We start from the raw sequence: 23301 nt of genomic DNA on the forward strand, positions 1-23301 counted from the left end.
TGATCCTTATGTCCTATCTCCGGGGTATCTTCAAGGCGTAACCGTACGTTGCAATTCATCGACAATAATTAAAAACGCTGTAAGGCTTGATACTAAAGGGAAAACTAAAAAATCAAAAGCCGTACGGAAAAATCTAAAATCAAGACTTTTTTATTTTTTGAGCTTTTGTTTCGTAATTGCGCGGAACATTTTAATTCACCCAAGGCTTTAAGACTTCCGCCTCGGTTAGCCTTTCAATATAAGGCCATAACTTGCCATTGTTCTTATGTTTGCTGTATAGGTCATACGTTAGTGACAAACGCTTGTGACCTGCGAGTATTACCGCGAGTTCTTCGGGGCAACCTATCGCTTCTAACGCTGTTGCAAACTGCCCTCTTAGACTATGTATACCCGTGATATAGCCCTCTTTCTTCTCAAAGCTTTTTGTTATCTTAGCGATCCGGCTTGAGATTGAATTTACATCGTCTTCGCTTGCAATCTCCGGGAATAAATAGTCGTGTCCCTCTGAACGCGACAAGGCATCTTTAAGCAAAGGTAAAATGTGAGAGCAAACAGGAAGGACGCGTACAGCATTTCGAGTCTTTCCTTTCCATATCTCGATCACGAAATCACCTTCATGATCAACAACTTGTTCCCTTTTGGCTCTCGCTAATTCCGACAAACGGCAACCCAAGAAAGGTAACATACGTATAAGGCTATATGTCGCAAAGGGATACGGCCATGTATCAGTGGTTACATTTTCTAGCGTGGTTTCTTTTAGTAAAGTCCAGGCCTCCTCCTCACTAAAATTTCTAAAATGCTTTTGCTCTCGCTGTTCTTCTGTCGCTTCTATCCTTGCGACTTCCCAAGGGTTTACATTTTGTTGAAACTTCTCTCGGGCGCGTCCCCAGCTCCAAACCTCGGCCAGTTTAGATTTATAGTGAGCAACAGTCCCAGCGGAACGTCCACCGTCTAATAGGGCATCTATGAACTTTTGAGCCACACCAGGAGAAATGCTCTCTGGGAATTCCTCAGTATCCAAATACTCAAGGAGTTTCTTAGTGGCTGTTACCACCATATTTCGGTATTTTTTGGGCTTCTTATTTTGGTTAGCTGTGAGCCATTCGTCTTTTAATTCGGAGATTGTAAGCCTGAATTCTTCTGAGATCTCGCCAGAGCGAGCAGATTTGAAAGCCTCAACATATGCCTTGCCATTTTCTTTTCCGGCGTCTGTAGGAGCAAAGGCGTTGTTAAACATATTCTCGGCGTCACTCTCTTGGCGAGCTTGACGAGCTTTCCTTTTCTCTTTTAGAAAGACTTCGCGCATTTCCGAGAAGAAGTCTAAAAAACGGCTCTTGTCGTTTACCGTAGACTTTTTCCTAGCCTCAATCTCTAGGTTTATTTTTGTGTTGATGGCATCTCGTTTAATACGGGCTTCGCTAACATTATGCGTTTCCAAACTCATACAAATATATGTGCCTTCGTATTTCTCAGACAATACTTGTGGGACTCGACGTCGAAAAAGCCATACACCAGATGGAGTTTGTTGAAGGTTTCTATTACTCATTTCAGGCATCCTGCATCATGCGAATGAACACTCGGATGTGCACTCGAATGAACACCTATATAAAATCCTGATTTTAAGGAATAACGTAATAGACGCTAGAAAGCAAGAAGGGTGCGGAATTGGTCGGTATGAGAGGATTTGAACCTCCGACCCCTGACACCCCATGACAGTGCGCTACCAAGCTGCGCTACATACCGACCGAAAAGGATTTACAAACTCGTTATACATTGAGAAGTACATCTCAACGTACGCCAGTTTGAGCGGTGCATTATATATAAAAACCAAAGGATGTCTAACCCTCTTTCGGTTTAATATGGTGAGCCTGTTTCAACTGGCTACACTTCGAGCAGATGTAAGAAACTTCCCCGTTCTGCATCAATCAATACGCTAACTGACGCGATCCCCTTTCAGCATCCTATTTTTACCATCATTTTATTGTAAGAAAGCCTTGATAGGGATAATATACTAACCGTTTCAGTATGACGTTTAGAGAGTAATGCTTATGAATATGAAGACGAAATTAAGCGCGTTTATGTTGTTTGCGTTAGTTTGCGCTTCCCCGGTACAGGCTTGCGATTGGTTCGATAGTTTGTTTGGAACAATTACTATTGAAGCTCAAGCGGGTAATTCGACCATAACAGTTATGGGGCCTGGTGGCGGTGGTGGCGATCCGGGCGTTGATCCCGAATAATTAACATTAACAACATAAGGATTCACTATAAAATGGAGCCTGTTTCAACTGGCTACACTTCGAGCAGATGTAAGAAACTTCCCCGTTCTGCATCAATCAATACGCTAACTGACGCGATCCCCTTTCAGCATCCTATTTTTACCATCATTTTATTGTAAGAAAGCCTTGATAGGGATAATATACTAACCGTTTCAGTATGAAGTTTAGAGAGAAATAATTATGAATAAGAAGACAAAATTAGGCGCGATTGTGTTGTTTGCGTTGGTTTGCGCTTCCCCGGTACAGGCTTGCGATTGGTTCGATAGCTTGTTTGGAACAATTAATGTAAACAATGAACCTGTTATGGGAACTATGGGCGCTGGTGGTGGTGGCGGTGATCCTAAGGGGCCAGTAGATCCTAATTAATCCATTACGTTATTGCCGGAAATGCGGTAACTCCGGCGCGGTTATTCATCAAGAATTACATACAAGGAACCTTTTCAATGAGCGCATCGTTTATGGTGATTGTCTCGCTACTGTATATCGTATTGCTATTTGCCGCGACAATGTACAACCATAAAAAAGAAGAAAAAGACCTCTTTATCAGTAGTGCTTTTGCATTGTTTATCTACGCTACATGCCATTTAGGCAATACTTTATGGGTGTCAGCACTTCCACGAAACGAAATATTAGGTACTCATTATTTATATTTCGCCGCATTTCAAGCACTCCTAGCTACAGGTTTGTTTTTGATCAACCGTGAAAAAATGCGCGTGATCATGTCGATTACCATCTGGTTGCTAGTTGTAGAAGCGCTATTAGGTTACGCTGTGCATCTTGATAGAAATGTTGTCGCCCTAAATGGCGCAGCAACACCGAATATGTCAATCTCTGCAAGTTGGCTATTATGGGATCTAAGAAATTGGATTTCACAATTTAATACTTTCACTGTGTTACTTGCCTTAACTTTACCGAAAATTTATCAGGTAAAAACCGACATGCATCCTGTTGATGCATATGACATTCAGGAAAAAGTGAAAGCCTATTTGGATATGTTTAATCCTTCTTGGCGTATAACCCGAGCTAACGCATTCCTTAACGTTGGTGGTGAAAACCTATGTTTTTTTGACCATGAAGAAAACGGGGAAGGCGTACATAGAGCCGAAGCAGGTATAATACTGCTTAATGAGGTGATTAAGATTTGTTGCTATGAACCCCATAGAACTAAGCCTGTAGGCGTATTTGGGCGCTTTGTCTATTGGCTTAGAAGCTAATCCCCAAAGAGCTCAGCATTATCGACATATAAATCAAAGAATCGGCTAAAGGAAACTTGGCCGATTTTTGTTTTCTCCGCCAGTCTTCTTATAAAAATACCATTCACATTCCCAGCATCTACATAAGCTTTAAATAGCTTAAGGCGTCCTTCGTCTGGCACTTCGTCATAGAGTTGTTCAAACAACTTGGCGTAACTTCCATTATGTTCTGTTTGAATGAGATAACGTAAACGACGAGTCAATAACTCATTGGTGGGCAAATTAAATTCAAACATAACAACCTTAATATATTTTACATCTGCGGTAATGAAACAAGTCAATGATACTACGCAAAGACACCAACGCGAGGGCGTTAGTCTTTTGGATTTTGCTCTTTGTCTTCCGGCTCTTTGCCAAGGAAAAACTCGCCCATCGTGACATTTTCAAGACCGAATGTCTTTACCAACAACGCCACAAATTCCATTGAATAGGTTCCCCGATTCAAGTTGTTGATCATTTGCTGAACTTCGCGGTAATTCTCTTCTTTCCTACCGTATAGCTTGCGGAACATCATCCGAGCATTTTCGTTTTCGTCTCTCAGTTTCTTAACAAATTGCTTGTGCGGTGGGTCTTGCATGTTTTTGTTTTTACATATCATTCCGGCAGTTGTGAGTAATTTAAAGCACCAACGCATAAAAAGCAAAGCGGTTCTCGTTCAAGCCATGTACATACCTCAGCACACCCCAAAGGCAAATTATTTTTAATTTGAACAAACCTCTTGTTGACTTTTCACCAAATCTTTTTTAGTTTGATTATCAAATTAATTTTAGTTTGAATGTGCGTATTTATGATTTCATTTAGATGCCATCACTTGAAATAAATGAATACGTTAGCGTAAGGCAAAAAAAAGAGCATGAGAGAAGTAACACATAGGGATCTCGACTTCATTCGCATTGTTACAGGACGCACGACAAAGCAAATAGCCGAAGACATCGGGGTTACTCGTAAAACCTTTGAAAATTGGGCGAAAGGTCAAGGCTGCCCTGATGCTAATCAATTTTTCAGGATGTTAGCAGCATGTAACGTAAGCCTAGATGATTTGATCTTAATTCTTACCTTGAGCGATAGAAAAAAAGAATGGACATCAAATGAAACACATAACAGGGGATGAGCTACAAGCCATCCGAAAATATGGAAGAAAAACGATCGCTTTTATTTCTCAAGAATTAGGAATTAGCGTCAAAACCCTTATGAATTGGGAAAAGGGGGTAGGTACTCCGAACACAAACCAATTCATAAATATACTGAAACTGTGTGAAGTTGACTCTTATTTATACATTGACCAACTAATGAACAGTGCTCCAGATACGGTATTCGATGCAAGGTTCATTAATGATTTATGTAACAAAAAAGGAAAGCGCGGCTAACGCTTGTTCTCGTGATAAAGACTTTTAATAGCAGCGTTCAATAGGGGAAACAGGGACGTTTCATTCCAAGAAAAGATAAGGCAATGAAAGAGATTAAAGGCGGTGACATAAAAGCGATCCGGCAGTATGCCCAAATGTCGGCAGAGCAATTAGCAAAAGCGGCAGGTGTCACAGTATGCACCTTTATGAGTTGGGAAAGAGGCCATACAGCGCCCAGCATCAACCAACTAATAACGCTGCTTAGAGCGAGTGGGATCGACTCAGAGACATATTTAAAACAAGTGTTTGCTGCGCAACGTTCAACACTGTTTGATTTTTTTAAAGTGGTGCAGTTTAGCCGTGTCAAACGTTAAAGCGGCTTTGCTTCGTATTCTTATCTTCGTTCTTTCAATGGGTGTGACATACCTATTCGGGAAAGAAATTCAGAGCGAAATACAAAGCATCAAAGCTCACTCACCAAGCCCGACATATTGTGACAGTCGTCCCCTGAAAAGCTGTCGTCCGTAACGTTAAACATGATTATTCAAGGTTAAGTTAAACGAGGTACATCAAATGAAAATCATTAAAGGAGTCGATCTAAAAGCGATGCGCCAGTTTGCAAAATTAACGACTGTGCAAATGGCAGAAGCCGCAGGGGTTAAAACCCGTAAAACATACGAAAACTGGGAGAAAGAAGTCGGGTGTCCCAGTGTTAACCAGTTTTTCCAAATGGTAGCGGCTTGCGGGTTAAACTATAAGGACGTATTGGAAGTTTATTTACCTGCGCAAAAACAGAATATGGGAGACACAGGGAGCCAAGGAAGATAATAAAATAACTCAACGGGGTTTTGCTATGAGTAAGGCAGTTTTCACCTTTTAACTTGCTCATAGCCTTTTTTCAATTTCTGTTGATTGGCGCAAAAAACACGTCATTCACGCCAATAAAAAACGCGGGACTATTCGGTTTACTCGTCGTCAGCGCCAATTCGGCTGGCGATAGCTCCGTCTTGTCCGCGGTATTTCGCGTCGGTTCTGGCGTTGTAAGGTTTTTCTGCAAAATCCGACAACAACTCAAAGCTTAATGCACCAATTTTCATATTGGGTTTTAACGCGAGTGGCAGTTTACCACTATTGAAAAATTCCAATACGATGTTGCCGTTCCAACCCGGATCGATTCGGTGTGCCGTTACATGAACCATTAGCCCCAAACGCGCTAGAGAAGATCGCCCATCTAACCAGCCGACAATATTGGCGGGCAACTTAACGGATTCCAGCGTCATCGCCAATGCCAGCTCTCCGGGATGTAAAAAGAAGGCTTTATCATCGGCTATTTCGATTTCATCGCTCATAACCGATTGTAGAGCGGCTTCGATGTCTGACTTTTTGCCACTCAAATCAATATAGGGAGCGGCGTGGTCTTCAAAGACCCGAAACTTGTTACCCAATCGGATATCAACGGTTAGGCCGCTGATCATGTCGGGTTTTGGTGATGGTGAGATGCCGATAATGCCATCTTCCAGGTATTTCATTATATCTTTGTCACACAAGCGCATTTACTTAATCCTCTATGAGCCGGGGCTATTATCTTTAGGCTAGCCGCCAGCTTCAACTAATATTAGAAAAATAGTCGAAAAACATCGTGGGTTGTGTCGCATTTCGCACAATATTGCGGATGCAAAGAAGTCCATTTTTCGGTAACATCGGCGGCCTTTATTTTTAACTATGTATGTAAATGACGATGACGGGTACACCAAGAAAAATCCTCATTACCAGTGCGTTGCCTTATGCCAATGGCTCCATTCATTTGGGTCACTTGTTAGAGCATATACAAACCGACATCTGGTCTAGATTCCAAACCGCTCGCGGGCATGAATGCTACGCGGTATGTGCTGACGACGCTCACGGCACACCTGTGATGCTAAAGGCGCAGGAGCTTGGGATCACGCCTGAGGAAATGGTGCAAAGAACACAGGCTGAGCATCAGGCCGATTTAGAAGCCTTCGGTGTTCACTACCATAACTATCACAACACGCATTCTGAAGAGAACCGTGAGTTATGTAGTGGCATGTATGAATCGCTAAAAGCCAATGGTTACATTTCACAGCGCACCATTAGCCAGTTGTTCGACCCTGAAAAGCAAATGTTCCTACCGGATCGTTTCGTTAAAGGTACTTGCCCTAAATGTGGTGCAGAAGACCAAAACGGCGACAACTGTGACGTTTGCGGCGCAACGTACAGCCCAACAGAATTGAAGGATCCACGTTCTGTGGTTTCTGGCGCAACGCCAATATTAAAAGATTCCGAGCATTACTTTTTCGATTTGCCGCAGTTTGAAGAATCACTGCAAAAATGGCTCAAAGGCGGCAATGTTCAACCTGAAATCGCAAACAAGCTGCAAGAGTGGTTTGAGCATGGACTACAACAGTGGGACATCAGCCGCGATGCGCCTTATTTCGGTTTTGAAATTCCAGGTGCGCCCAACAAATTTTTCTACGTTTGGGTTGATGCACCGGTTGGCTATCTGGCCAGCTTCAAAAATTACTGCGACAAGCATGGCGTTGATTTTGACAGCTTCTGGTCTGTAGATTCCGACGCAGAGGTTTACCATTTCATCGGTAAAGACATCACCTATTTCCATTGTTTGTTCTGGCCGGCAGTATTAGAAGGTTCCGGCTATCGCAAACCAACGGGGGTTAACGTTCATGGTTTTGTCACTGTGAACGGTGCCAAAATGTCTAAGTCCAAGGGTACGTTCATTAAAGCCCAAACCTATCGTAATCACCTTGAACCGGATTATTTGCGTTACTACTTTGCTTCCAAGCTCAGTGACGGCGTCACCGACATCGACCTGAACTTTGAAGACTTTGTGCAAAAAGTGAATTCAGATTTGGTTGGTAAAGTGGTTAACATTGCCAGCCGTTGTGCCGGTTTTATCAGCAAGAAGTTCGATGGCACTCTGCTATTGCCAAGTCAGCTTCCATCTGAACTGACCGATATGCAAGCGGCATCAGAAAGCATTGCGCAATCCTTTGATTCACGCCAATACAGCAAAGCTATTCGCGACATTATGGCGCTGGCAGACAAGGCCAATCAGTACATTGATACCGCAGCTCCGTGGGTGACGATTAAGGATCCTGAGAAGCAACAATTTACTCAAGAGGTTTGCTCAGTAGGCATCAATGCGTTCCGTATTTTGATGACATATCTGGCTCCGGTATTACCGGAATTGACCAGTAAAGCGGAAGCCTTCCTGAATGATAAATTGACTTGGGATAGCGCTCAGAACCTGTTGAATAATCATCAAATCAACACATTCAAAGCACTGATGCAGCGTGTAGACATGGACAAGGTAAACCAAATGGTTGAAGAATCCAAAGAAGACTTAAAAGCCACTGCAACAGCGCAACCTACAGGCTGGCTGGCGAAAGACCCCATCGCAGATGAAATCACCTTCGATGATTTCGCCAAGGTGGATTTCCGTATCGCCAAAATCGCCAAGGCAGAACATGTTGAAGGCGCAGACAAGTTGTTGAGATTGCAACTGGATCTGGGCGGCGAAACCCGTCAGGTATTTGCTGGTATAAAATCGGCCTATCAACCTGAGCAACTGGAAGGCAAGCTCACAGTAATGGTAGCGAACCTGGCACCTCGTAAGATGCGCTTTGGTATGTCGGAAGGCATGGTGTTAGCTGCTGGCCCTGGTGGTGAAGATCTGTTTATCCTTGAACCTCACGAAGGTGCAGAGCCAGGCATGAAGGTTAAGTAGTTATTGAAAATTGAATAACTCTTGATAGCTGAATAATCACGGCATCCAATAACAGAAAAGGCACTCTACAAAGAGTGCCTTTTTGATGTCAGTCTTAATATTACGATAACTTGTAAGTTAACCGTTATATATGGCTCGCCAATTTTTCCAGACTAGTTAGCAAATCACCACTGGCCTTTTCCATTCGACGTAGCGCTTCAATGGTTTTCACATCAATACCCGATGCACCCGCTTGAATAGCTTGCTTGCCTAATTCATGCACTTTTTGCAAAGCACTTTCAACCGCTCTGAATTCCGACATACGACCATACTTTTCAGAACCTTCTGACTGCAACCAACGGGCTAAATCAGTTTCGCCATAAGCAGGAATATGCCCTCTACCACCTTTACCCATCAAGGATTCATAAACAGCAGACTTAAACAACATATTTTCCATCTGTCCGAGAGACAACACACCTCGCTCAGAACAGCTGCGAATGGTATTACGCATAGACGCTGACATGTTCAGCACTTGCGTTACCTTGTCTTTTACTTCTCCGGTTTTCTTCACCAAAACCCGAGACTTTTCAGATACTTCATTGATGTTCGATTCAATGCTCTGAGTACCGCTTTCAATCTTCTCAACCAGGTTGTTAATTTCCTGAGTTGATTCTGATGAACGCATTGCCAGGTTACGTACTTCTTCCGCAACTACGGCGAAGCCACGCCCACTTTCACCCGCACGAGCAGCCTCAATCGCCGCGTTCAATGCCAGTAAGTTGGTCTGCTCTGCAATGGAGTTGATCACGCCAACGAAGTTGCTGATGCTGCTTGCCAAGCCGGATAATTCTCCAGCGTGAGTAACACCTTGTGCTGCAATTTGATCAATCTGGCTTAAGCCACTTTCCGCTTCATCCAGCATTTCTGCAGAACCGGTAAATAAATCTTCGGTATTCTCCAAACGATTTCGCTCAGAAACCAAGGCATCAATAGTACGGTTTTGTACCGCACGTAAAACGCCCAATCCACGCTGACCTTCTAATAAAACTTCTCCAGCAGAGACATCGCTATCATTCTGACTCTCTCGTTCTGCGATGACTGTCTCAGCATCAGTCAACAAATTCTCGAGCTCCCTTACTCTTTCGTGAAGTGAGTTGTTCTCATCTGATAATTCTTTAATTCTTCTGAGTTCTTCTTGGTTATCTTTTTTCCAGAACATATGGTTATGATCCCATGGAGTAGTTTATTAGGAACGGAGTGTATCAACGTTATTTATCGGTCAATATGACAATTTCAGCAACTATTTTTTCCATTAAGCAATGTCATCAGCAGAGAAAATACTCTACTCAGAAGCAGCATTTCGCATGCTGGCTCCAACAGTGGCAAATCGGGTTTTAAGTTTCCATGCTGGCTTGATTAAAGATAATGGATACTCTCGTTTTTTACCAATAATCAAATAAGCCGATGAGAAAAAAGGTAAGTATTTACTCGCAAATCGATACCACCAACTATCGGGGTTAATTTTGGACTCAAAAAACAACGATGAATAGACAAATCGTTGTTCTCCAACAATCTGATACCCCAAGAGACTCAACCAGTCCCGAACACGATGAGCACTAAAAAAACGGGCATCGTGCAGAATGTTATTATTTTTGAAAGGCAACCATCTCAGGCAACCAGGTATGCTGAAAGGGTTAAAACCCACAATAACGACATGTCCGTCAGGCATCATGCAACGATCAACTTCACGCAACACCTGATGAGGATCCTGAGAAAAATCAAGTTCATGAGCCAGCACAAAAGCGTCGATACAACGTTCAGCGAAGGGAAGTTCATAGGATTTACTGATGACACCCGCATTAGTTGAAGCGTGGTCAGCCACATTAATACGATGTTTTATCGGACAGTCAGACAGGCTAAGCTCGCTGCTTAGATTACCCAGCTTGACAAGATGATAACCAAACAACTGACGACTCACCGACGCTAATTGCTCATCGGTCATGCGTTTTAAATCGTCACCTAAATGCAAAGCTTTCCAGCTATTAGGGTACCTTGGAGGATGACTTCGTAAAGCTGGCTTCATAAAAGCGCTTAAGTATCTTGGATTTACCTGTTATGAACCCCATAATACTGCAATTGTTCCCTAATCAATAACAAATTTTACAGGCTCGCTCATGCTCACTATCCACCCTATTCCAGCCTTTACCGACAACTATATTTGGTGCCTGTATAACGATACTTATGCTTATGTTGTTGATCCGGGTGAACATCAACCTGTCATAGATTTTCTGCAAACCAATCACCTGACCCTCGCTGGCATTTTGGTGACTCATCACCACAATGATCACATTGGCGGGATCCGCCAGCTTATTGCTCAATATCAGGATATTCCCATATGGGGGCCAGCAACCGAGCGCTTTCCTTTTGTGAATCGAAAGGTTAAAGAGGGTGATACCGTAGAGCTCGATAAAATAGGAATTACATTACAAGCATGGGAAGTGCCAGGCCACACACTGGATCACATTACTTATATTGGTGACAACAAGCTGTTTTGTGGCGATACCATGTTCTCTGCTGGTTGTGGGCGTTTATTTGAAGGCAATGCTCAGCAAATGCAGAAGAATTTTGATCGCTTCAGAACCCTGCCCGAATCAACCAAAGTCTACTGCACCCACGAATATACATTGTCTAATCTGGAATTTGCCTTGGCAGCATGGCCCAATAATGGCAATATCGCCGAGCATAAAACTTGGGCAAAAGAACAACGAGCGCAGCATCAACCTACATTACCCAGTAGTATTGCGCAGGAAATTCAAGTAAACCCTTTTATGAATACAAACAATGCCGATATTAAAATGAATGCAGAACGGCATTTTAGTGCTAAGTTTGAAACGCCAAACGATGTTTTTGCCGCTTTACGCCAATGGAAAGACACGTTCTAACTTGAAATAGAGACATAGATAAAAGTAGCAATGATACGAATGAAATTAGTTTGGGGTGCGCTGTCGTGTTTGTTTTTGTCTGGCTGTCAGCTAGCCATTACACAAAATACGTCACAACCAGAAGAAATCAATGACTCGGGATTTATTGCCGTTGAACAGGTGCATCAGTGTGACTATACCCCCGACGTTGCCGATTTAACCTTTATCTGTGAAGAAGAAAGTGATGGCACTATTCCAGTATTGCATCCTATTCAGGAGCTGGAGTTTCATTTTACTCAGGATCAGGCTATTGCTGAAAACAGCAATGATATCTGGCAACACATCAAATCAAAGCTAAGCTTTGAAGTACCCGACAACCAGCGTATTCAAGAACAACAACGCTGGTATTTACAAAATCCGGATTACATGGCGCGCGTAAATAAACGTGCAGCACCATTCTTACATCACATTGTAAAAGCTATTGAAGAACAAGATATGCCGATGGAACTGGCGCTGCTTCCTATTGTAGAAAGTGCCTTTGATCCTTTTGCCTATTCTCATGGTCGCGCAGCCGGTATGTGGCAATTTATTCCTGGCACAGGCAAACGTTTCGGCTTGAAACAGAACTGGTGGTATGACGGCCGACGCGACGTTATCGCTTCAACAGAAGGCGCTCTGGCCTATCTCACCTATTTACATGATAAGTTGGATGGTGACTGGCTTCATGCTCTTGCGGCTTACAACAGCGGTGAAGGCCGAGTATTAAAAGCGGTTGCCAAGAACAAAAAACATGGTAAGCCAACGGATTTCTGGTCTCTGGATCTTCCCAGAGAAACGCGAGCTTATGTCCCCAAACTACTGGCGCTAGCCGACCTGCTTAGCAATAGCCAGAATTATAATTTCCCTTGGCCAAAACTGGAGAATAAAGCCTTCACAGAAAGCGTTGATATTGGATCTCAGATTGACTTGGCCTTAGCTGCGGAAATGGCAGGCTTAACAGTTGAAGAACTACACGCTTTAAACCCGGCATTCAACCGATGGGCAACCGACCCCAAAGGGCCTCATAGACTACTGCTACCCGTTGATCATGTTGCTCAATTCCAGACGGCATTGGCTGAAACCGAAAGCAAGGACAGATTGAACTGGGTTCGACATAAAGTACAAAATGGCGACAGCTTATTAAAAATAGCCAAGCGTTATCACACTTCGGTTGATGTTATCAAACAGGTCAACGGCCTACGCGGTAACGTTATTCGCGCAGGTGATCATATGTTGGTTCCTGTGGCTCTGAAATCGCTGGATTATTATTCTCTGTCTCAGGAAGAACGCCTGAAATCGACCCAAAATACGCGCCACGGCTCTTATAAAATCACTCACACCGTGCGTTCAGGTGACACCCTGTGGGACATCAGTCAAGAATATAAAGTGAACGTTCGTCAGCTAGCGAAATGGAACGGCATGGCTCCTACCGATCCACTGAAACCAGGAAAAGAATTAACGGTTTGGGTCAATCAGGTCAGTTCGGATCAGTCTTCAAATGCCGTAATGAGAACCTTAACCTATACCGTGAGAAATGGAGATTCTCTAGCCAGAATCGCCAGCAAGTTTAAGGTTAAAATTAACGATATCACCCGCTGGAATCAGTTGAGCAAAAGCAAATACCTGCAACCGGGTCAAAAGCTTAAACTGTATGTTGATGTGACCAAAACCTAACGAACAGAAATACCATCAACACCTTCCAAAGCACGGTTTATCCAACCTAACAGGAATTTCTTCTGCTCGCTATTCTTGTTGCAGATTTGTGCGTAGCGAGCAATTTTTTGCAAGGTATATTCAGCAATGAATAAAGCATCGTCAAAGGTATTCAGCTTTTGCAGGGTTTTGCTACCAATAATGCCATCAGCATCCGCGCCAATCACTTTTTGAGCCAGGCGCGATGCGGTTGGAATGCCGGCATTCACCGCAAAATCAAAAATACAACTGGCGACTTTTTGCGATTGAATATCATCCCCTCTCACCTTGTTCCAGAACTCTTTTTTATAGAAGTCACTAACCAATGAAGGCAACTGGGCATTATCCGGATCAGCCTCCACTAACGACCAACCAACCCAGTTCGGATGGTATCGCTGAGAAATACCAGCATAGGTTCTACCGCCAGTATCATCAGTAATATTGGTCAACTTGTAACCCCCTTCTTTTTGAATCATTTCATCAAAGGATGGTGTGAATTCAGCCATGCAGACTCTCCATTTGTTGTTAACAAGCTCAAAAAATGCTATCGAAACAGCACTTTTTCTCGTTTAAACCAGACCACACAGAACCATAAACAAGCGCCAGCAATCAACGCCGTTGAAGCAAAGATAGCAAGTAGCGCAGAATAATCCATTGTTCCCTTCACCAATTCCTTTAAGGCCAGCGCCACATTAGTTAAAGGCACCCATGCCCATCCATCTTGCAGTGTTACTCCCGGCAACATGGCAAAAATGATAGGGATAAACACAAAGATCATTAAGAATCCCATGTAGGTTTGAGCTTCTTTATAGCTTTTGGCATAAATCGACAAGCTCAATGTGAGGGACGCAAAAATCGCGACAACCGGAATTAACATCAGCAAGATTAAGGTAAAATCGAGCAACCCGATTTGCTCTACCAACTGACCAATAACGGCTACTGCCATGCCCTGCCCTATCAGAATGCCCCAGCCCACCATGCTTCCTATTGCCATCACCGCCGATGTCATACCGGCAATGGCAACGGTGAAGAACTTGCCTAACACAATTTCATGGCGAGGAATGGGTGCAAGCAACAAGGTTTCCAGCGTTCCCCTCTCTTTTTCCCCAGCACCCAAATCAGCCGCGATATAAACCACGCCCTGCAACAGTAAAACAAAAATAAAATACGGGATCAGGCCACCGATTTTCTCGCCAATGTCTTCTCGCGTATCGGCAAGGTTGATTTTATTTAGCACTATCGGGTTGAGAATGGCGGTTTGTTGTTCAGGTTGAATTCCTAACTGTTGGAACACCGACAGACGCTTTTCCTTCGCGTACTTTTGCACTTTCTCATTTAAACGCCCAAACGTGTTGTTCAGGCTGGCATCGTTCAAGTACAGTTCCAGCTTCGCTTGCCCGCTCTTTAAAACATCACCATCAGCGTTTTTAGGCAGCACCAGCACAAAATCCAGCTCACCATTTTGAATTCGCAGCTTGAAATCACGTTCATCTAATTCAACTTTGAGATATTGCTTATCTTCGGTTAATTCAGTCACCAACGCCTGATGATACTCAGGGTTAACCACGGCATATCGAAGCACTTTAGACTCAACATCCAGCACAGCTTTTTGAGCAAAATAAGCCACGCCGCCGAAAATAAGGGGGAAAATGAACAAAGGTAAGGCCACCATAAAAAACATAGCACGCTTGTCTCGTAGCAATTCGAGCAGCTCTTTACGCATTACCAGCCACATATCAACCTGCCTCCTGTAATGTGTGCATAAAGGAATGATGCAAGGATTCCTCGGACAAAGCCGCAAATGCCGAAAAACTGCCGTTAAAGGTGTTTTTACCTAACTGGATAACACAAACCTGATCACACAAAGCCTGTACTTCGTCCAAATGATGGGTGGAAAAAATCACTGGCGTGCCATTGGCTTTTAATTGCCGTATAAACTCCAGAACCGTTTGCGTTGCCATAATGTCCAGCCCGGTTGTGGGTTCGTCCAGGATCACCACATCAGGTTCATGAATAACGGCTCGAGCAATGGCTGTTTTTTGTTTCATTCCCGTGGAATAGGTGTCGCATCGACGCTCAATAAAGGCTTTCATATCTAACCGCTCGACAACATCATCCAAGCGTTGCTGAATCACCTTATTAGCAAGCCCATGCAAACGCCCAAAATACTCAATGTTTTCTCGCCCGGTTAATCGCCCATATAAGCCAGTAGAGCCTGACAGAAAACCAATCTTCTTACGCAATTGGTCTGGATGCGCAGTAAGTTCTTGTCCATCCACAAAAATGCCGCCATTATCTGGCGTTAAAGCTGTAGACAAGATTCGAAGCGCGGTTGTTTTCCCTGCGCCATTTGGCCCGAGCAGCCCCAACACCTGGCCTCGCTCACACTCAAAACTGACATCCAGCAAGGAATGGAAAAAGCGCCCACGCAAACGAGGATCCTTTAATTCCTGCTCCTGCAATTTTTTGGGGTCAGCCAATTCAAACTTTTTCCCGATATGTTGAATACTGATCAAATGAACTCTTCCTGTGCCGATTATCAATTAACCAAAACAACCTAACAGCTTTGATTAAACGCAAAAAATGACTATCTAAACAGATAACTCTACGATGCAAAAGCGGTCATCTGCGAGAAAATATGTAAAAATACGCTCAGGTTTACAAATACAACGGCGCAATATAGGTACACTAAATAATGCACCCCATTTCCAATCCATTTCAGGCTTGCAAACAAATCATACTCAAACCCAATTCGGTTTTTGCCACCCTGCGAGAAAAGCAAAACTGGTCATGGATACCCTTTTTCCTGATCGTTGCCGCTAATATGCTACCGGGATTATTGTATTTTCAAACCATTGATTTCGATTGGTATATGGAATTGCTAACCAGTTCACAGTATGGACAAGTCAGCCCGGCAGAACAGGAAACTTTCAAGAACAGCATGTCACGCGAACAAATGCGTTACCTAACCATGCTCGGCTCGACAGCAGGCTTGGCAATCGCTAACGCCATATTCGCTGTGTACATCAACCTGTTCACCAAAAGCGACGAAGAAAACACGCGCAACTTTTCAGACTGGTACGGATTCGGATGGTGGGTGTCACTGCCAAGTGTAATAGCCGGGTTTATCGCCACAGTCATTATTCTGCTGTTTGGTAGCGAACAAATGCTACCCACCATTATTAACCCAACGTCGTTGGCATTCCTGTTTAATATGCCATTAGACTCACCACTTCTGATGTTTGGACAAGTGGTGCGCCTGGAAAACTTCTGGACTATGTATTTGATTGCCGTTGGCTTAAGCCAGTGGACCAACCTGCCATCCCGTAAAACGTACCTGATAGCGGTTGTCCCCTATTTTATTATCTGGTTCGCTTTACTGCTCGCAGCGTGATTGAGAATACTGGATGCCGCATCGCGGTGCGGCATGACAAAAAAGCGACAACACTGGCATCATTCTAAACTCGTTTAAGAATCTAACGTTTAATACACCACTCACTCTGTAAAGAGGTGCTGAAATAATGACAAATATACCTCAAGAAAAATTGCAATCAGATGTTGCCGTACAATCCAATGCAGGCATATATACAGCTCGCAGAGCAGCTGAACATCTTCTTCATGAAATAAATAGCAACCATGAATTCCTGATTCCCTCATTTTTATCTTCAATAGCAGCAGGAATAGAGGGGGAAATAAATACTGCCTATATAAATCATTTTCATAAAAAATTTGGGAAACAATATACCAAACATATAAAACCTTACCTTTTCATGAAGATATACGATAGGCTTTCGCAGCTTCCAATTGTCCTCTCTGGATTTAAATATATGCTTAACGATCAGGATGAACGAATTAAAGCTATTTTTGAATTATTTGAGTTAAGAAATAGAGTTCTACACATTAAACATCTTCATCACTATGCTGATATTTATCAGGATGAAAATGGCAATATCCTTAATATAAATTATCACACCCCCAATCACCCAGACCCATACAGGGAACACTTCGCTAACTTTCCCAAAATAGAAGAATTAAATAGTTATTTAGAACTTTTTTACAAAGTAATCAGAAAGTTTAATAACCTATCCGACACCATAAATAGAAGAAACTTTAATCCTGAAGGTTGGTTCATTCGTATATCAAAAACCTAACAATCTGTTTGGAACTGACTCTCAAAAGCAAAAGGACAACACGATTCGTTCATAGCTTCACCCGCTTAGGTCGAAAATACTGTGTATTCAGATAAAATTCCTCTGATTCATTGTCCTTCCACCAGCCAGGAATGCCTAACAATGGCAAGGGGGATAATTCGCCTTTTTTGGTAAAGCTATGAGGTTGATTAGCGAGCTCAAGCAAGCGAGTGTCCAATTGCTGATATTGCTCAGCTAGAGATAATTGCCAAAAGTCTTTTCCAACCTGCACTCCCAACCATTTTCCGGTCAAGCCGACATGAGGTTTCATCAGCATTTCGTAATTGGCATGGCCGAAGACATAAGGGCGTACACATTGAGACCCTCTTAACCAGTCACTTCTACGTTGAACAAAGGCTGCTTGCCATTGGTGTTCTCGCAATAAGTTCGCCATCTCAGGATCGTCGTAAGCCAGCACCACACCGCATTCATCAAAGTGGGTGACTCTATCGCGTCGTGGTGTTCGGGGAGTTAAACCATGCTGTTCAATTTCAGCCATATGAATGTGGTTCAACGCCCGTTTGGTGTCAGGGAACAAGCCCCAGATGCAGGCATTAAAGAAGTCGTGCCAATTACTACTACGTGTAGGTACTTGCTGGTCTTGAAAGATAATTTGTTCGTAATAGCGATCGTCTTCAATCTGTTCGATGAACGTCATACCTTTACTCGCAGTATGCAAAACGTCGCTAATTTGCTCGGAAGTCAACCAATCCGATAGTTCTGAAAAATTTGCTAACAAAGACAAATCAGAAAAAGGTGTACTGGAAAAATGACTCGCCTGCCAAGTTTCAGTACGGGGAAATGCGCGGTAATTATGTGGTTTACTCATTAAATACTTGTCAGTCGAAGAACAGGTTAAATGCCAATACTTGCACGCAAAGCACATACAAGAGTGGTCAATGATTCGGCTATAGCATAGTTTTTTATGTTTCGGCGGTGTACTCTATTGCGGAATTTTTACAAAGTAAAATGTACGATGGAATTTCCATGAATAACAACATCAAACGCACATTAACAACGACCATTCTAGCTGCTGCATTTACCGTGCAAGCAGGTGAAAACAACTTTGATCAGGCTTATAACAGCGTCAGCGAAGCGGATTTACGTAGCCACGTAAAAACCTTGGCATCTGACGAGTTTGAAGGTCGCCAGCCCACCACTATCGGTGAAGAGAAAACCCTGGATTATCTTACCAGGCAGTTTACTGCACTAGGTTATCAACCCGGCAACAATGGCAGTTTTTTGCAACCTGTTGAGCTGGTTCGTATTGAAGCGGATCCAAATGTCACATTACAAATTGGTGATGACAGTTTCGAATACAAACAAAATATGGTGATTGGCACTTCCCGTGAGCAAGAATCCGTATCGTTAAAAGATTCTGAACTGGTCTTCGTAGGTTACGGTGTTAATGCCCCAGAATACGGCTGGAACGACTACGCAGGTGTTGACGTAAAAGGCAAAACGGCAGTGATTCTGGTGAACGATCCCGGATTTGCCAACCCGGACAGCGGTAAGTTTCAAGGTAAAACCATGACTTACTACGGTCGCTGGACATACAAGTATGAAGAAGCCAGCCGCCAAGGTGCCGCAGGCGCTCTGATCATCCACGAAACCGCTCCCGCTTCTTACGGCTGGTCGGTTGTTGCCAATAGCTGGAGTGGCCCTCAGTACCATTTGGTAACGGCAAACGGCAATAAAGACAGAGTCGCTGTTGAAGGCTGGCTTTCTGTTGAAGCCGCTCAAACTGTATTCCAAAAAGCCGGGCTTGATTTTGAAAAGCTGAAAGAACAGGCGAAAAATGGCCCAACAGCCAAAGCCATGAGCGTGAAAGCGTCGGTAACCGTTAAAAGCAGCTTAAAACGCTCCAAGAGCAATAACTTTATTGCCACTTTACCCGGCAGCAAAGCACCAGACGAACACATTATCTACACCGGACACTGGGATCACTTGGGCAAAGACCCATCGAAGAAAGGCGACAATATCTATAACGGCGCTCACGACAACGCAACGGGCACTGCCAGCCTGATCAGCATGGCAAAAGCGTTTGCCTCGTTGAAGCAACGCCCAGCTCGTTCGGTTAGCTTCCTGATTGTCACCGCTGAAGAACAAGGTTTGTTAGGCTCCAAATACTATGCCGAACACCCGGTTTATCCGCTAAACAAAACAGTGGCTAACCTGAATTTGGACGCGATGAATATTCTGGGTCGAACCAAAGATGTCGCTGTAGTCGGTTTCGGAAAATCTGAATTGGAAACCTACTTGACCAAAGCTGCGAAACGCCAAGGCCGAATCATCACTCAGGAAGATCGCCCGGAAGCAGGTTACTACTACCGTTCGGATCACTTTAGCTTCGCCAAAAAAGGCGTGCCAGCGCTGTATGCAGAAGGTGGTGCAGAATCTGCTGATGAAGAAAGTGCCAAGTACCGTAAGAAGATGAAAGTCATCTTAAACGGCTGCTATCATCAGGTGTGCGATGAATACCGCGATAGCTGGGACTTTGGCGGCATCATTGAAGATACACAAATGTTTTTTGAAGTGGGATACGATTTGGCAAATTCTGACGATTGGCCAAAATGGAACAAAACCAGCGAATTCCAACGTCCAGAATAGTTTCACATTCCATTTCGGGTTGTCATAGCGACCAGAAAGTATAGGTTTTTACCCAAAGGCTTCCACCTCGGAAGCCTTTTTTCATGTTTAGTGCGATTATCTGCGTTTTTTTGCAAATTCCCCCTTGCAATTTCCTGCATTACTGGCAGAGTCGTAAGCATTACTATCTTGTGTCGGTTGACCCAAAGAAGCTCAGTCAAAATGATTAATTTGAATAATCTCAATATTAACAATCTCAATGACAATTTGTTGTCATTGCGAAATTGGCTGATTTAATCGGTAAGGAAGGTGACAGAAACGTAACAATAAACATCACACCGTTTGTCTGACATTAAAATACCAATCTGAACCTTCCCTACACAAAAATTCAAGTGTCTACCTTTTGCATAGTTATTCATATCGCTCTGATCCGATCACTGTTATGCAATTTTTGATTCGCTTGTAGTAATTAGTCGAACTTACGATAGTTGACTACCATCCATTAACACAAACTGTAGAGAGACAGTCATATATGTGCGGTATATTCGGTATTTTGGACATCAAAACTGATGTTTCCGAGTTAAGGACCAAAGCCCTTGAGCTTTCTAAATTATTGCGCCACCGCGGCCCGGATTGGTCCGGGATTTGGAATAACGACAACGCGATCCTCTGCCATGAGCGCTTGGCAATCGTTGACGTTGATAATGGTGCCCAGCCTTTAACTAGCCGAAATAATAATCACATTCTTGCCGTCAATGGTGAAATCTATAATCACAAAGATTTGGAAGCTGCATTAGCAACGCCTTACGATTTTAAAACCAAATCTGATTGCGAAGTGATCCTGCCGCTATTTGCAGAAAAAGGACCAGCGTTTATTGACGAGCTCAAAGGCATGTTTGCTTTTGTTCTTTATGATCAGGAAAAAGATGAATACCTGATTGCTCGCGATCACATGGGCATTATTCCTCTTTACACAGGTTTCGATGAACATGGTAACTTCTATGTCGCTTCAGAAATGAAAGCTCTGGTTCCCATTTGTAAAACCGTTCAGGAATTCCCTCCTGGTCATTATTTGTGGAGCCGTCACGGTAAACTGACCCAGTATTATCAGCGTGATTGGATGCAATACGAGAACGTTGCCAACAACGAGTCCAATCTGGATGAATTGAAAGCCGCTTTTGAGAAATCGGTTAAAACCCACTTGATGTCTGACGTACCTTACGCAGTATTGTTGTCTGGTGGTCTGGATTCCTCTCTGGTTTCTGCTGTTGCAGCCAAATACGTTGCCAAGCGTATCGAAGACGAAGATAAAAGTGATGCCTGGTGGCCTCGCTTACACAGCTTCGCGGTAGGCTTGGAAGGCGCACCCGATTTGTTAGCAGCGAAAAAAGTCGCTGACATGATTGGTACAGTTCACCACGAAATTCACTTCACAGTGCAAGAAGGTTTAGACGCCATTCGTGACGTTATTTACTTCCTTGAAACCTACGATGTCACGACCATTCGTGCCTCAACGCCAATGTACCTGATGAGCCGCAAGATCAAGGCCATGGGTATCAAGATGGTATTGTCTGGCGAAGGTTCAGATGAGCTCTTTGGTGGCTACCTGTATTTCCATAAAGCGCCAAATGCAAAAGAATTCCATGAAGAAACGGTACGTAAACTGGATCGCTTACACATGTTCGATTGCGCTCGCGCGAACAAGGCAACCTGTGCCTGGGGTGTCGAAGCTCGCGTTCCGTTTTTGGACAAAGAATTCATGGATGTTGCCATGCGTTTAAATCCAAAAGACAAGATGTGCTCTGGCGAGCGTATGGAGAAATGGATCCTGCGTAAAGCCTTTGATAATGGTGAGTATCTACCACCTGAAATCTTGTGGCGTCAGAAAGAACAGTTTGGTGATGGTGTTGGATATTCCTGGATTGATTCCATCAAGGAGTTTGCTAACGAAGCCGTTAGCGATCAGCAAATGCAAACCGCTGAGTTCCGCTTCCCAATCAATACACCAGAAACCAAAGAAGGTTACTTATACAGAAGTATTTTTGAAGACTACTTCCCGCAAGAAAGTGCCGTAAAATGTGTGCCCGGTGGTAAATCTATCGCGTGTAGCACAGTAGAAGCTCTGGCTTGGGATGAAAGCTTCCAGAATATGGCCGATCCTTCTGGTCGCTCTGTTATTGGTATTCACGGCAGCAAGAAGTAGAGCCGCACTCGTGAATTAAAATGTTGGGCTTGTTGAGTTTTCACTACCAGCAAGCCTCTACTTTTTAGACCAGTTTCACTTACTCACTATTTTCTTTTACTTTTTCTTGCTTCTTTACCGACTTATCCGCTTTAAACCACAATTCTTTGCGATCTAACGGTGTGTTTTCTGGCAATATTGGGTTCTCCAGTTCAAACACGATACGTTTGTCCAGATTGGCCTTTTCAAGATATTTGCGGTGAAACTGCATGAATAACTTATCGAATTTCCCATTAGCAATGGCTCGCTCAAATCCGGTTTTAACCAAATTCGCCAATACCACGTTCTTCTTGTTGAAGAAGAAATAGGTTGCCGTGGGATAATGCACAGCCAAACGCGGCTCTAAATGCAGATAGTTAGGAAAAGCTTCGTGTTCCAGCTCGCGCCACACTTCAACAATGGAACGCGGGAAAAAGCTGGCTGCATCGGATTTCAGCATGGTGTAAATTCGAGGATGATCTGAAGCGGTTGCCACCTCAAAGCCATTAGCCTGCAAAATTTTCACATCCGGCCAATCAGAACCCTGTATTGGCGTAAATCGGCGTAATTCCTGCAATTCTTTCACTGGTGCTAACAGGTCGGCATAATCATCGGTTACCAGAAATAATCTTAATCCGATTAAGCCCTTATAAATCGGAATGCGAACGGGGAGCAGCTCTTCTTCACGAACGGTGTCGGTCATACTCCAGATAACATTGATTTCACGGTTTGCTTTTAACTGCTCAATGGCTCGCCCTTGTAATACCATTTTGTTGGATTGAATTAGTCGGTATTTAACGTTGGTTTGTCCTAAGGCTAACCCCAATACCTGCAATGGATAACTGTTTGACATATCCACTATTTCGCTGGTACGAGCGTAACGAATGTTCCATGTCGCAGCATGGGCAGCAGTTGCGCTCAACCCAATCAGCACGATGAACAAATTCAAAAACAGGCGCATTTTGCTTTGCTTACTCCGGAAAAATACAGCGACAGGGCTCAGCCTACATTGATTTTCACTGTTTATAC

The 23301-nt window shown here is 43.6% G+C and carries 25 protein-coding genes and 1 tRNA gene; 14 read left to right on the top strand and 12 right to left on the bottom strand.

Annotated elements, in window-relative coordinates:
* Positions 1 to 190 precede the first annotated feature (190 nt).
* Entirely contained in the window at positions 191 to 1546 is a 1356-nt protein-coding gene (locus KIH87_RS14125) for a tyrosine-type recombinase/integrase (RefSeq protein WP_232358503.1), read from the bottom strand.
* A gap of 120 nt (positions 1547 to 1666) precedes the next feature.
* Positions 1667 to 1743: transfer RNA gene (locus tag KIH87_RS14130), tRNA-Pro, on the bottom strand.
* A 305-nt stretch (positions 1744 to 2048) separates the two neighbouring features.
* Here KIH87_RS14130 and KIH87_RS14135 point away from each other — a divergent pair.
* The 3 genes from KIH87_RS14135 (at position 2049) to KIH87_RS14145 (ending at position 3490) form a co-directional block, all read left to right on the top strand.
* A complete protein-coding gene (locus KIH87_RS14135) occupies positions 2049 to 2237 on the top strand; it encodes a hypothetical protein (RefSeq protein ID WP_232358504.1) in 189 nt (62 codons plus the stop codon).
* A 219-nt stretch (positions 2238 to 2456) separates the two neighbouring features.
* Positions 2457 to 2642: a hypothetical protein gene (locus KIH87_RS14140; protein WP_232358505.1), complete on the top strand. Its 186-nt coding sequence runs from the start codon at positions 2457 to 2459 to the stop codon at positions 2640 to 2642.
* Between the two features lie 77 nt (positions 2643 to 2719).
* Complete coding sequence (locus KIH87_RS14145; protein WP_232358506.1) at positions 2720 to 3490, top strand: hypothetical protein; 771 nt, start codon at positions 2720 to 2722, stop codon at positions 3488 to 3490.
* Here KIH87_RS14145 and KIH87_RS14150 read toward each other — a convergent pair.
* Positions 3487 to 3765 (bottom strand): hypothetical protein, encoded by a 279-nt coding sequence (locus tag KIH87_RS14150; protein ID WP_232358507.1) that lies wholly within the window; start codon positions 3763 to 3765, stop codon positions 3487 to 3489. The two genes, KIH87_RS14145 and KIH87_RS14150, sit on opposite strands and share 4 nt — an antisense overlap.
* A gap of 77 nt (positions 3766 to 3842) precedes the next feature.
* Positions 3843 to 4106 (bottom strand): hypothetical protein, encoded by a 264-nt coding sequence (locus KIH87_RS14155; protein WP_232358508.1) that lies wholly within the window; start codon positions 4104 to 4106, stop codon positions 3843 to 3845.
* Between the two features lie 276 nt (positions 4107 to 4382).
* Here KIH87_RS14155 and KIH87_RS14160 point away from each other — a divergent pair, with 276 nt between their 5' ends.
* The 4 genes from KIH87_RS14160 (at position 4383) to KIH87_RS14175 (ending at position 5703) form a co-directional block, all read left to right on the top strand.
* Positions 4383 to 4640, top strand: a complete 258-nt coding sequence (locus KIH87_RS14160) for a helix-turn-helix domain-containing protein (RefSeq protein WP_232358509.1) — start codon at positions 4383 to 4385, stop codon at positions 4638 to 4640.
* Positions 4618 to 4896: a helix-turn-helix domain-containing protein gene (locus KIH87_RS14165; protein WP_232358510.1), complete on the top strand. Its 279-nt coding sequence runs from the start codon at positions 4618 to 4620 to the stop codon at positions 4894 to 4896. The genes KIH87_RS14160 and KIH87_RS14165 overlap by 23 nt, the downstream gene beginning before the upstream one ends.
* 83 nt (positions 4897 to 4979) lie before the next feature.
* Positions 4980 to 5249, top strand: coding sequence for a helix-turn-helix domain-containing protein (locus KIH87_RS14170; protein WP_232358511.1), 270 nt, complete (start codon positions 4980 to 4982; stop codon positions 5247 to 5249).
* A gap of 199 nt (positions 5250 to 5448) precedes the next feature.
* Positions 5449 to 5703, top strand: coding sequence for a helix-turn-helix transcriptional regulator (locus tag KIH87_RS14175; RefSeq protein ID WP_232358512.1), 255 nt, complete (start codon positions 5449 to 5451; stop codon positions 5701 to 5703).
* 137 nt (positions 5704 to 5840) lie between these two features.
* Here the strand turns inward: KIH87_RS14175 and dcd are convergent, their stop codons facing one another.
* On the bottom strand, positions 5841 to 6428 hold the full coding sequence (dcd, locus tag KIH87_RS14180; RefSeq protein ID WP_232358513.1) for a dCTP deaminase: 588 nt from the start codon (positions 6426 to 6428) through the stop codon (positions 5841 to 5843).
* Between the two features lie 185 nt (positions 6429 to 6613).
* Between dcd and metG the strand changes: the two genes are divergently transcribed.
* Positions 6614 to 8641 (top strand): methionine--tRNA ligase, encoded by a 2028-nt coding sequence (gene metG, locus KIH87_RS14185; RefSeq protein WP_232361493.1) that lies wholly within the window; start codon positions 6614 to 6616, stop codon positions 8639 to 8641.
* Positions 8642 to 8765: 124 nt separating this feature from the next.
* Here the strand turns inward: metG and KIH87_RS14190 are convergent, their stop codons facing one another.
* Together KIH87_RS14190 and KIH87_RS14195 are read right to left on the bottom strand one after the other, a co-directional pair.
* A complete protein-coding gene (locus KIH87_RS14190; RefSeq protein WP_269751477.1) occupies positions 8766 to 9839 on the bottom strand; it encodes a methyl-accepting chemotaxis protein in 1074 nt (357 codons plus the stop codon).
* 123 nt (positions 9840 to 9962) lie between these two features.
* Positions 9963 to 10703, bottom strand: a complete 741-nt coding sequence (locus KIH87_RS14195) for a class I SAM-dependent methyltransferase (protein ID WP_232358514.1) — start codon at positions 10701 to 10703, stop codon at positions 9963 to 9965.
* A gap of 91 nt (positions 10704 to 10794) precedes the next feature.
* Between KIH87_RS14195 and gloB the strand changes: the two genes are divergently transcribed.
* Together gloB and KIH87_RS14205 are read left to right on the top strand one after the other, a co-directional pair.
* Complete coding sequence (gene gloB / locus KIH87_RS14200; protein WP_232358515.1) at positions 10795 to 11562, top strand: hydroxyacylglutathione hydrolase; 768 nt, start codon at positions 10795 to 10797, stop codon at positions 11560 to 11562.
* 39 nt (positions 11563 to 11601) lie between these two features.
* Positions 11602 to 13254, top strand: a complete 1653-nt coding sequence (locus KIH87_RS14205; protein WP_232358516.1) for a lytic transglycosylase — start codon at positions 11602 to 11604, stop codon at positions 13252 to 13254.
* Here KIH87_RS14205 and KIH87_RS14210 read toward each other — a convergent pair.
* Genes KIH87_RS14210 through KIH87_RS14220 form a run of 3 tightly spaced genes read right to left on the bottom strand, consistent with a single transcriptional unit; the run spans position 13251 to position 15788 of the window.
* Positions 13251 to 13778: a glycoside hydrolase family 108 protein gene (locus tag KIH87_RS14210; protein ID WP_232358517.1), complete on the bottom strand. Its 528-nt coding sequence runs from the start codon at positions 13776 to 13778 to the stop codon at positions 13251 to 13253. The genes KIH87_RS14205 and KIH87_RS14210 overlap by 4 nt on opposite strands.
* A 38-nt stretch (positions 13779 to 13816) precedes the next feature.
* Complete coding sequence (locus tag KIH87_RS14215) at positions 13817 to 15007, bottom strand: ABC transporter permease (protein ID WP_232358518.1); 1191 nt, start codon at positions 15005 to 15007, stop codon at positions 13817 to 13819.
* Between the two features lies 1 nt (position 15008).
* The gene (locus KIH87_RS14220; RefSeq protein WP_232358519.1) at positions 15009 to 15788 is read right to left on the bottom strand and encodes an ATP-binding cassette domain-containing protein; all 780 of its coding nucleotides are present in this window, start codon (positions 15786 to 15788) and stop codon (positions 15009 to 15011) included.
* 179 nt (positions 15789 to 15967) lie between these two features.
* Between KIH87_RS14220 and KIH87_RS14225 the strand changes: the two genes are divergently transcribed.
* Both KIH87_RS14225 and KIH87_RS14230 read left to right on the top strand, forming a co-directional pair.
* On the top strand, positions 15968 to 16666 hold the full coding sequence (locus KIH87_RS14225; protein ID WP_232358520.1) for a Yip1 family protein: 699 nt from the start codon (positions 15968 to 15970) through the stop codon (positions 16664 to 16666).
* Positions 16667 to 16793: 127 nt separating this feature from the next.
* Positions 16794 to 17423, top strand: a complete 630-nt coding sequence (locus KIH87_RS14230) for a hypothetical protein (RefSeq protein WP_232358521.1) — start codon at positions 16794 to 16796, stop codon at positions 17421 to 17423.
* 49 nt (positions 17424 to 17472) lie between these two features.
* Here the strand turns inward: KIH87_RS14230 and KIH87_RS14235 are convergent, their stop codons facing one another.
* On the bottom strand, positions 17473 to 18291 hold the full coding sequence (locus KIH87_RS14235; RefSeq protein WP_232358522.1) for a DUF3025 domain-containing protein: 819 nt from the start codon (positions 18289 to 18291) through the stop codon (positions 17473 to 17475).
* A gap of 158 nt (positions 18292 to 18449) precedes the next feature.
* On the opposite strand from KIH87_RS14235, the gene KIH87_RS14240 reads away from it, so the two are divergent.
* Together KIH87_RS14240 and asnB are read left to right on the top strand one after the other, a co-directional pair.
* On the top strand, positions 18450 to 20072 hold the full coding sequence (locus tag KIH87_RS14240; protein ID WP_232358523.1) for a M28 family metallopeptidase: 1623 nt from the start codon (positions 18450 to 18452) through the stop codon (positions 20070 to 20072).
* 511 nt (positions 20073 to 20583) lie between these two features.
* Positions 20584 to 22254: an asparagine synthase B gene (gene asnB / locus KIH87_RS14245; protein WP_232358524.1), complete on the top strand. Its 1671-nt coding sequence runs from the start codon at positions 20584 to 20586 to the stop codon at positions 22252 to 22254.
* 79 nt (positions 22255 to 22333) lie between these two features.
* Here asnB and KIH87_RS14250 read toward each other — a convergent pair whose 3' ends face one another.
* Positions 22334 to 23233, bottom strand: coding sequence for an amino acid ABC transporter substrate-binding protein (locus KIH87_RS14250; protein ID WP_232358525.1), 900 nt, complete (start codon positions 23231 to 23233; stop codon positions 22334 to 22336).
* Between the last annotated feature and the right edge of the window lie 68 nt (positions 23234 to 23301).

The sequence above is a fragment of the Paraneptunicella aestuarii genome, from assembly GCF_019900845.1.
GTDB classification, from domain to species: Bacteria; Pseudomonadota; Gammaproteobacteria; order Enterobacterales; family Alteromonadaceae; genus Paraneptunicella; species Paraneptunicella aestuarii.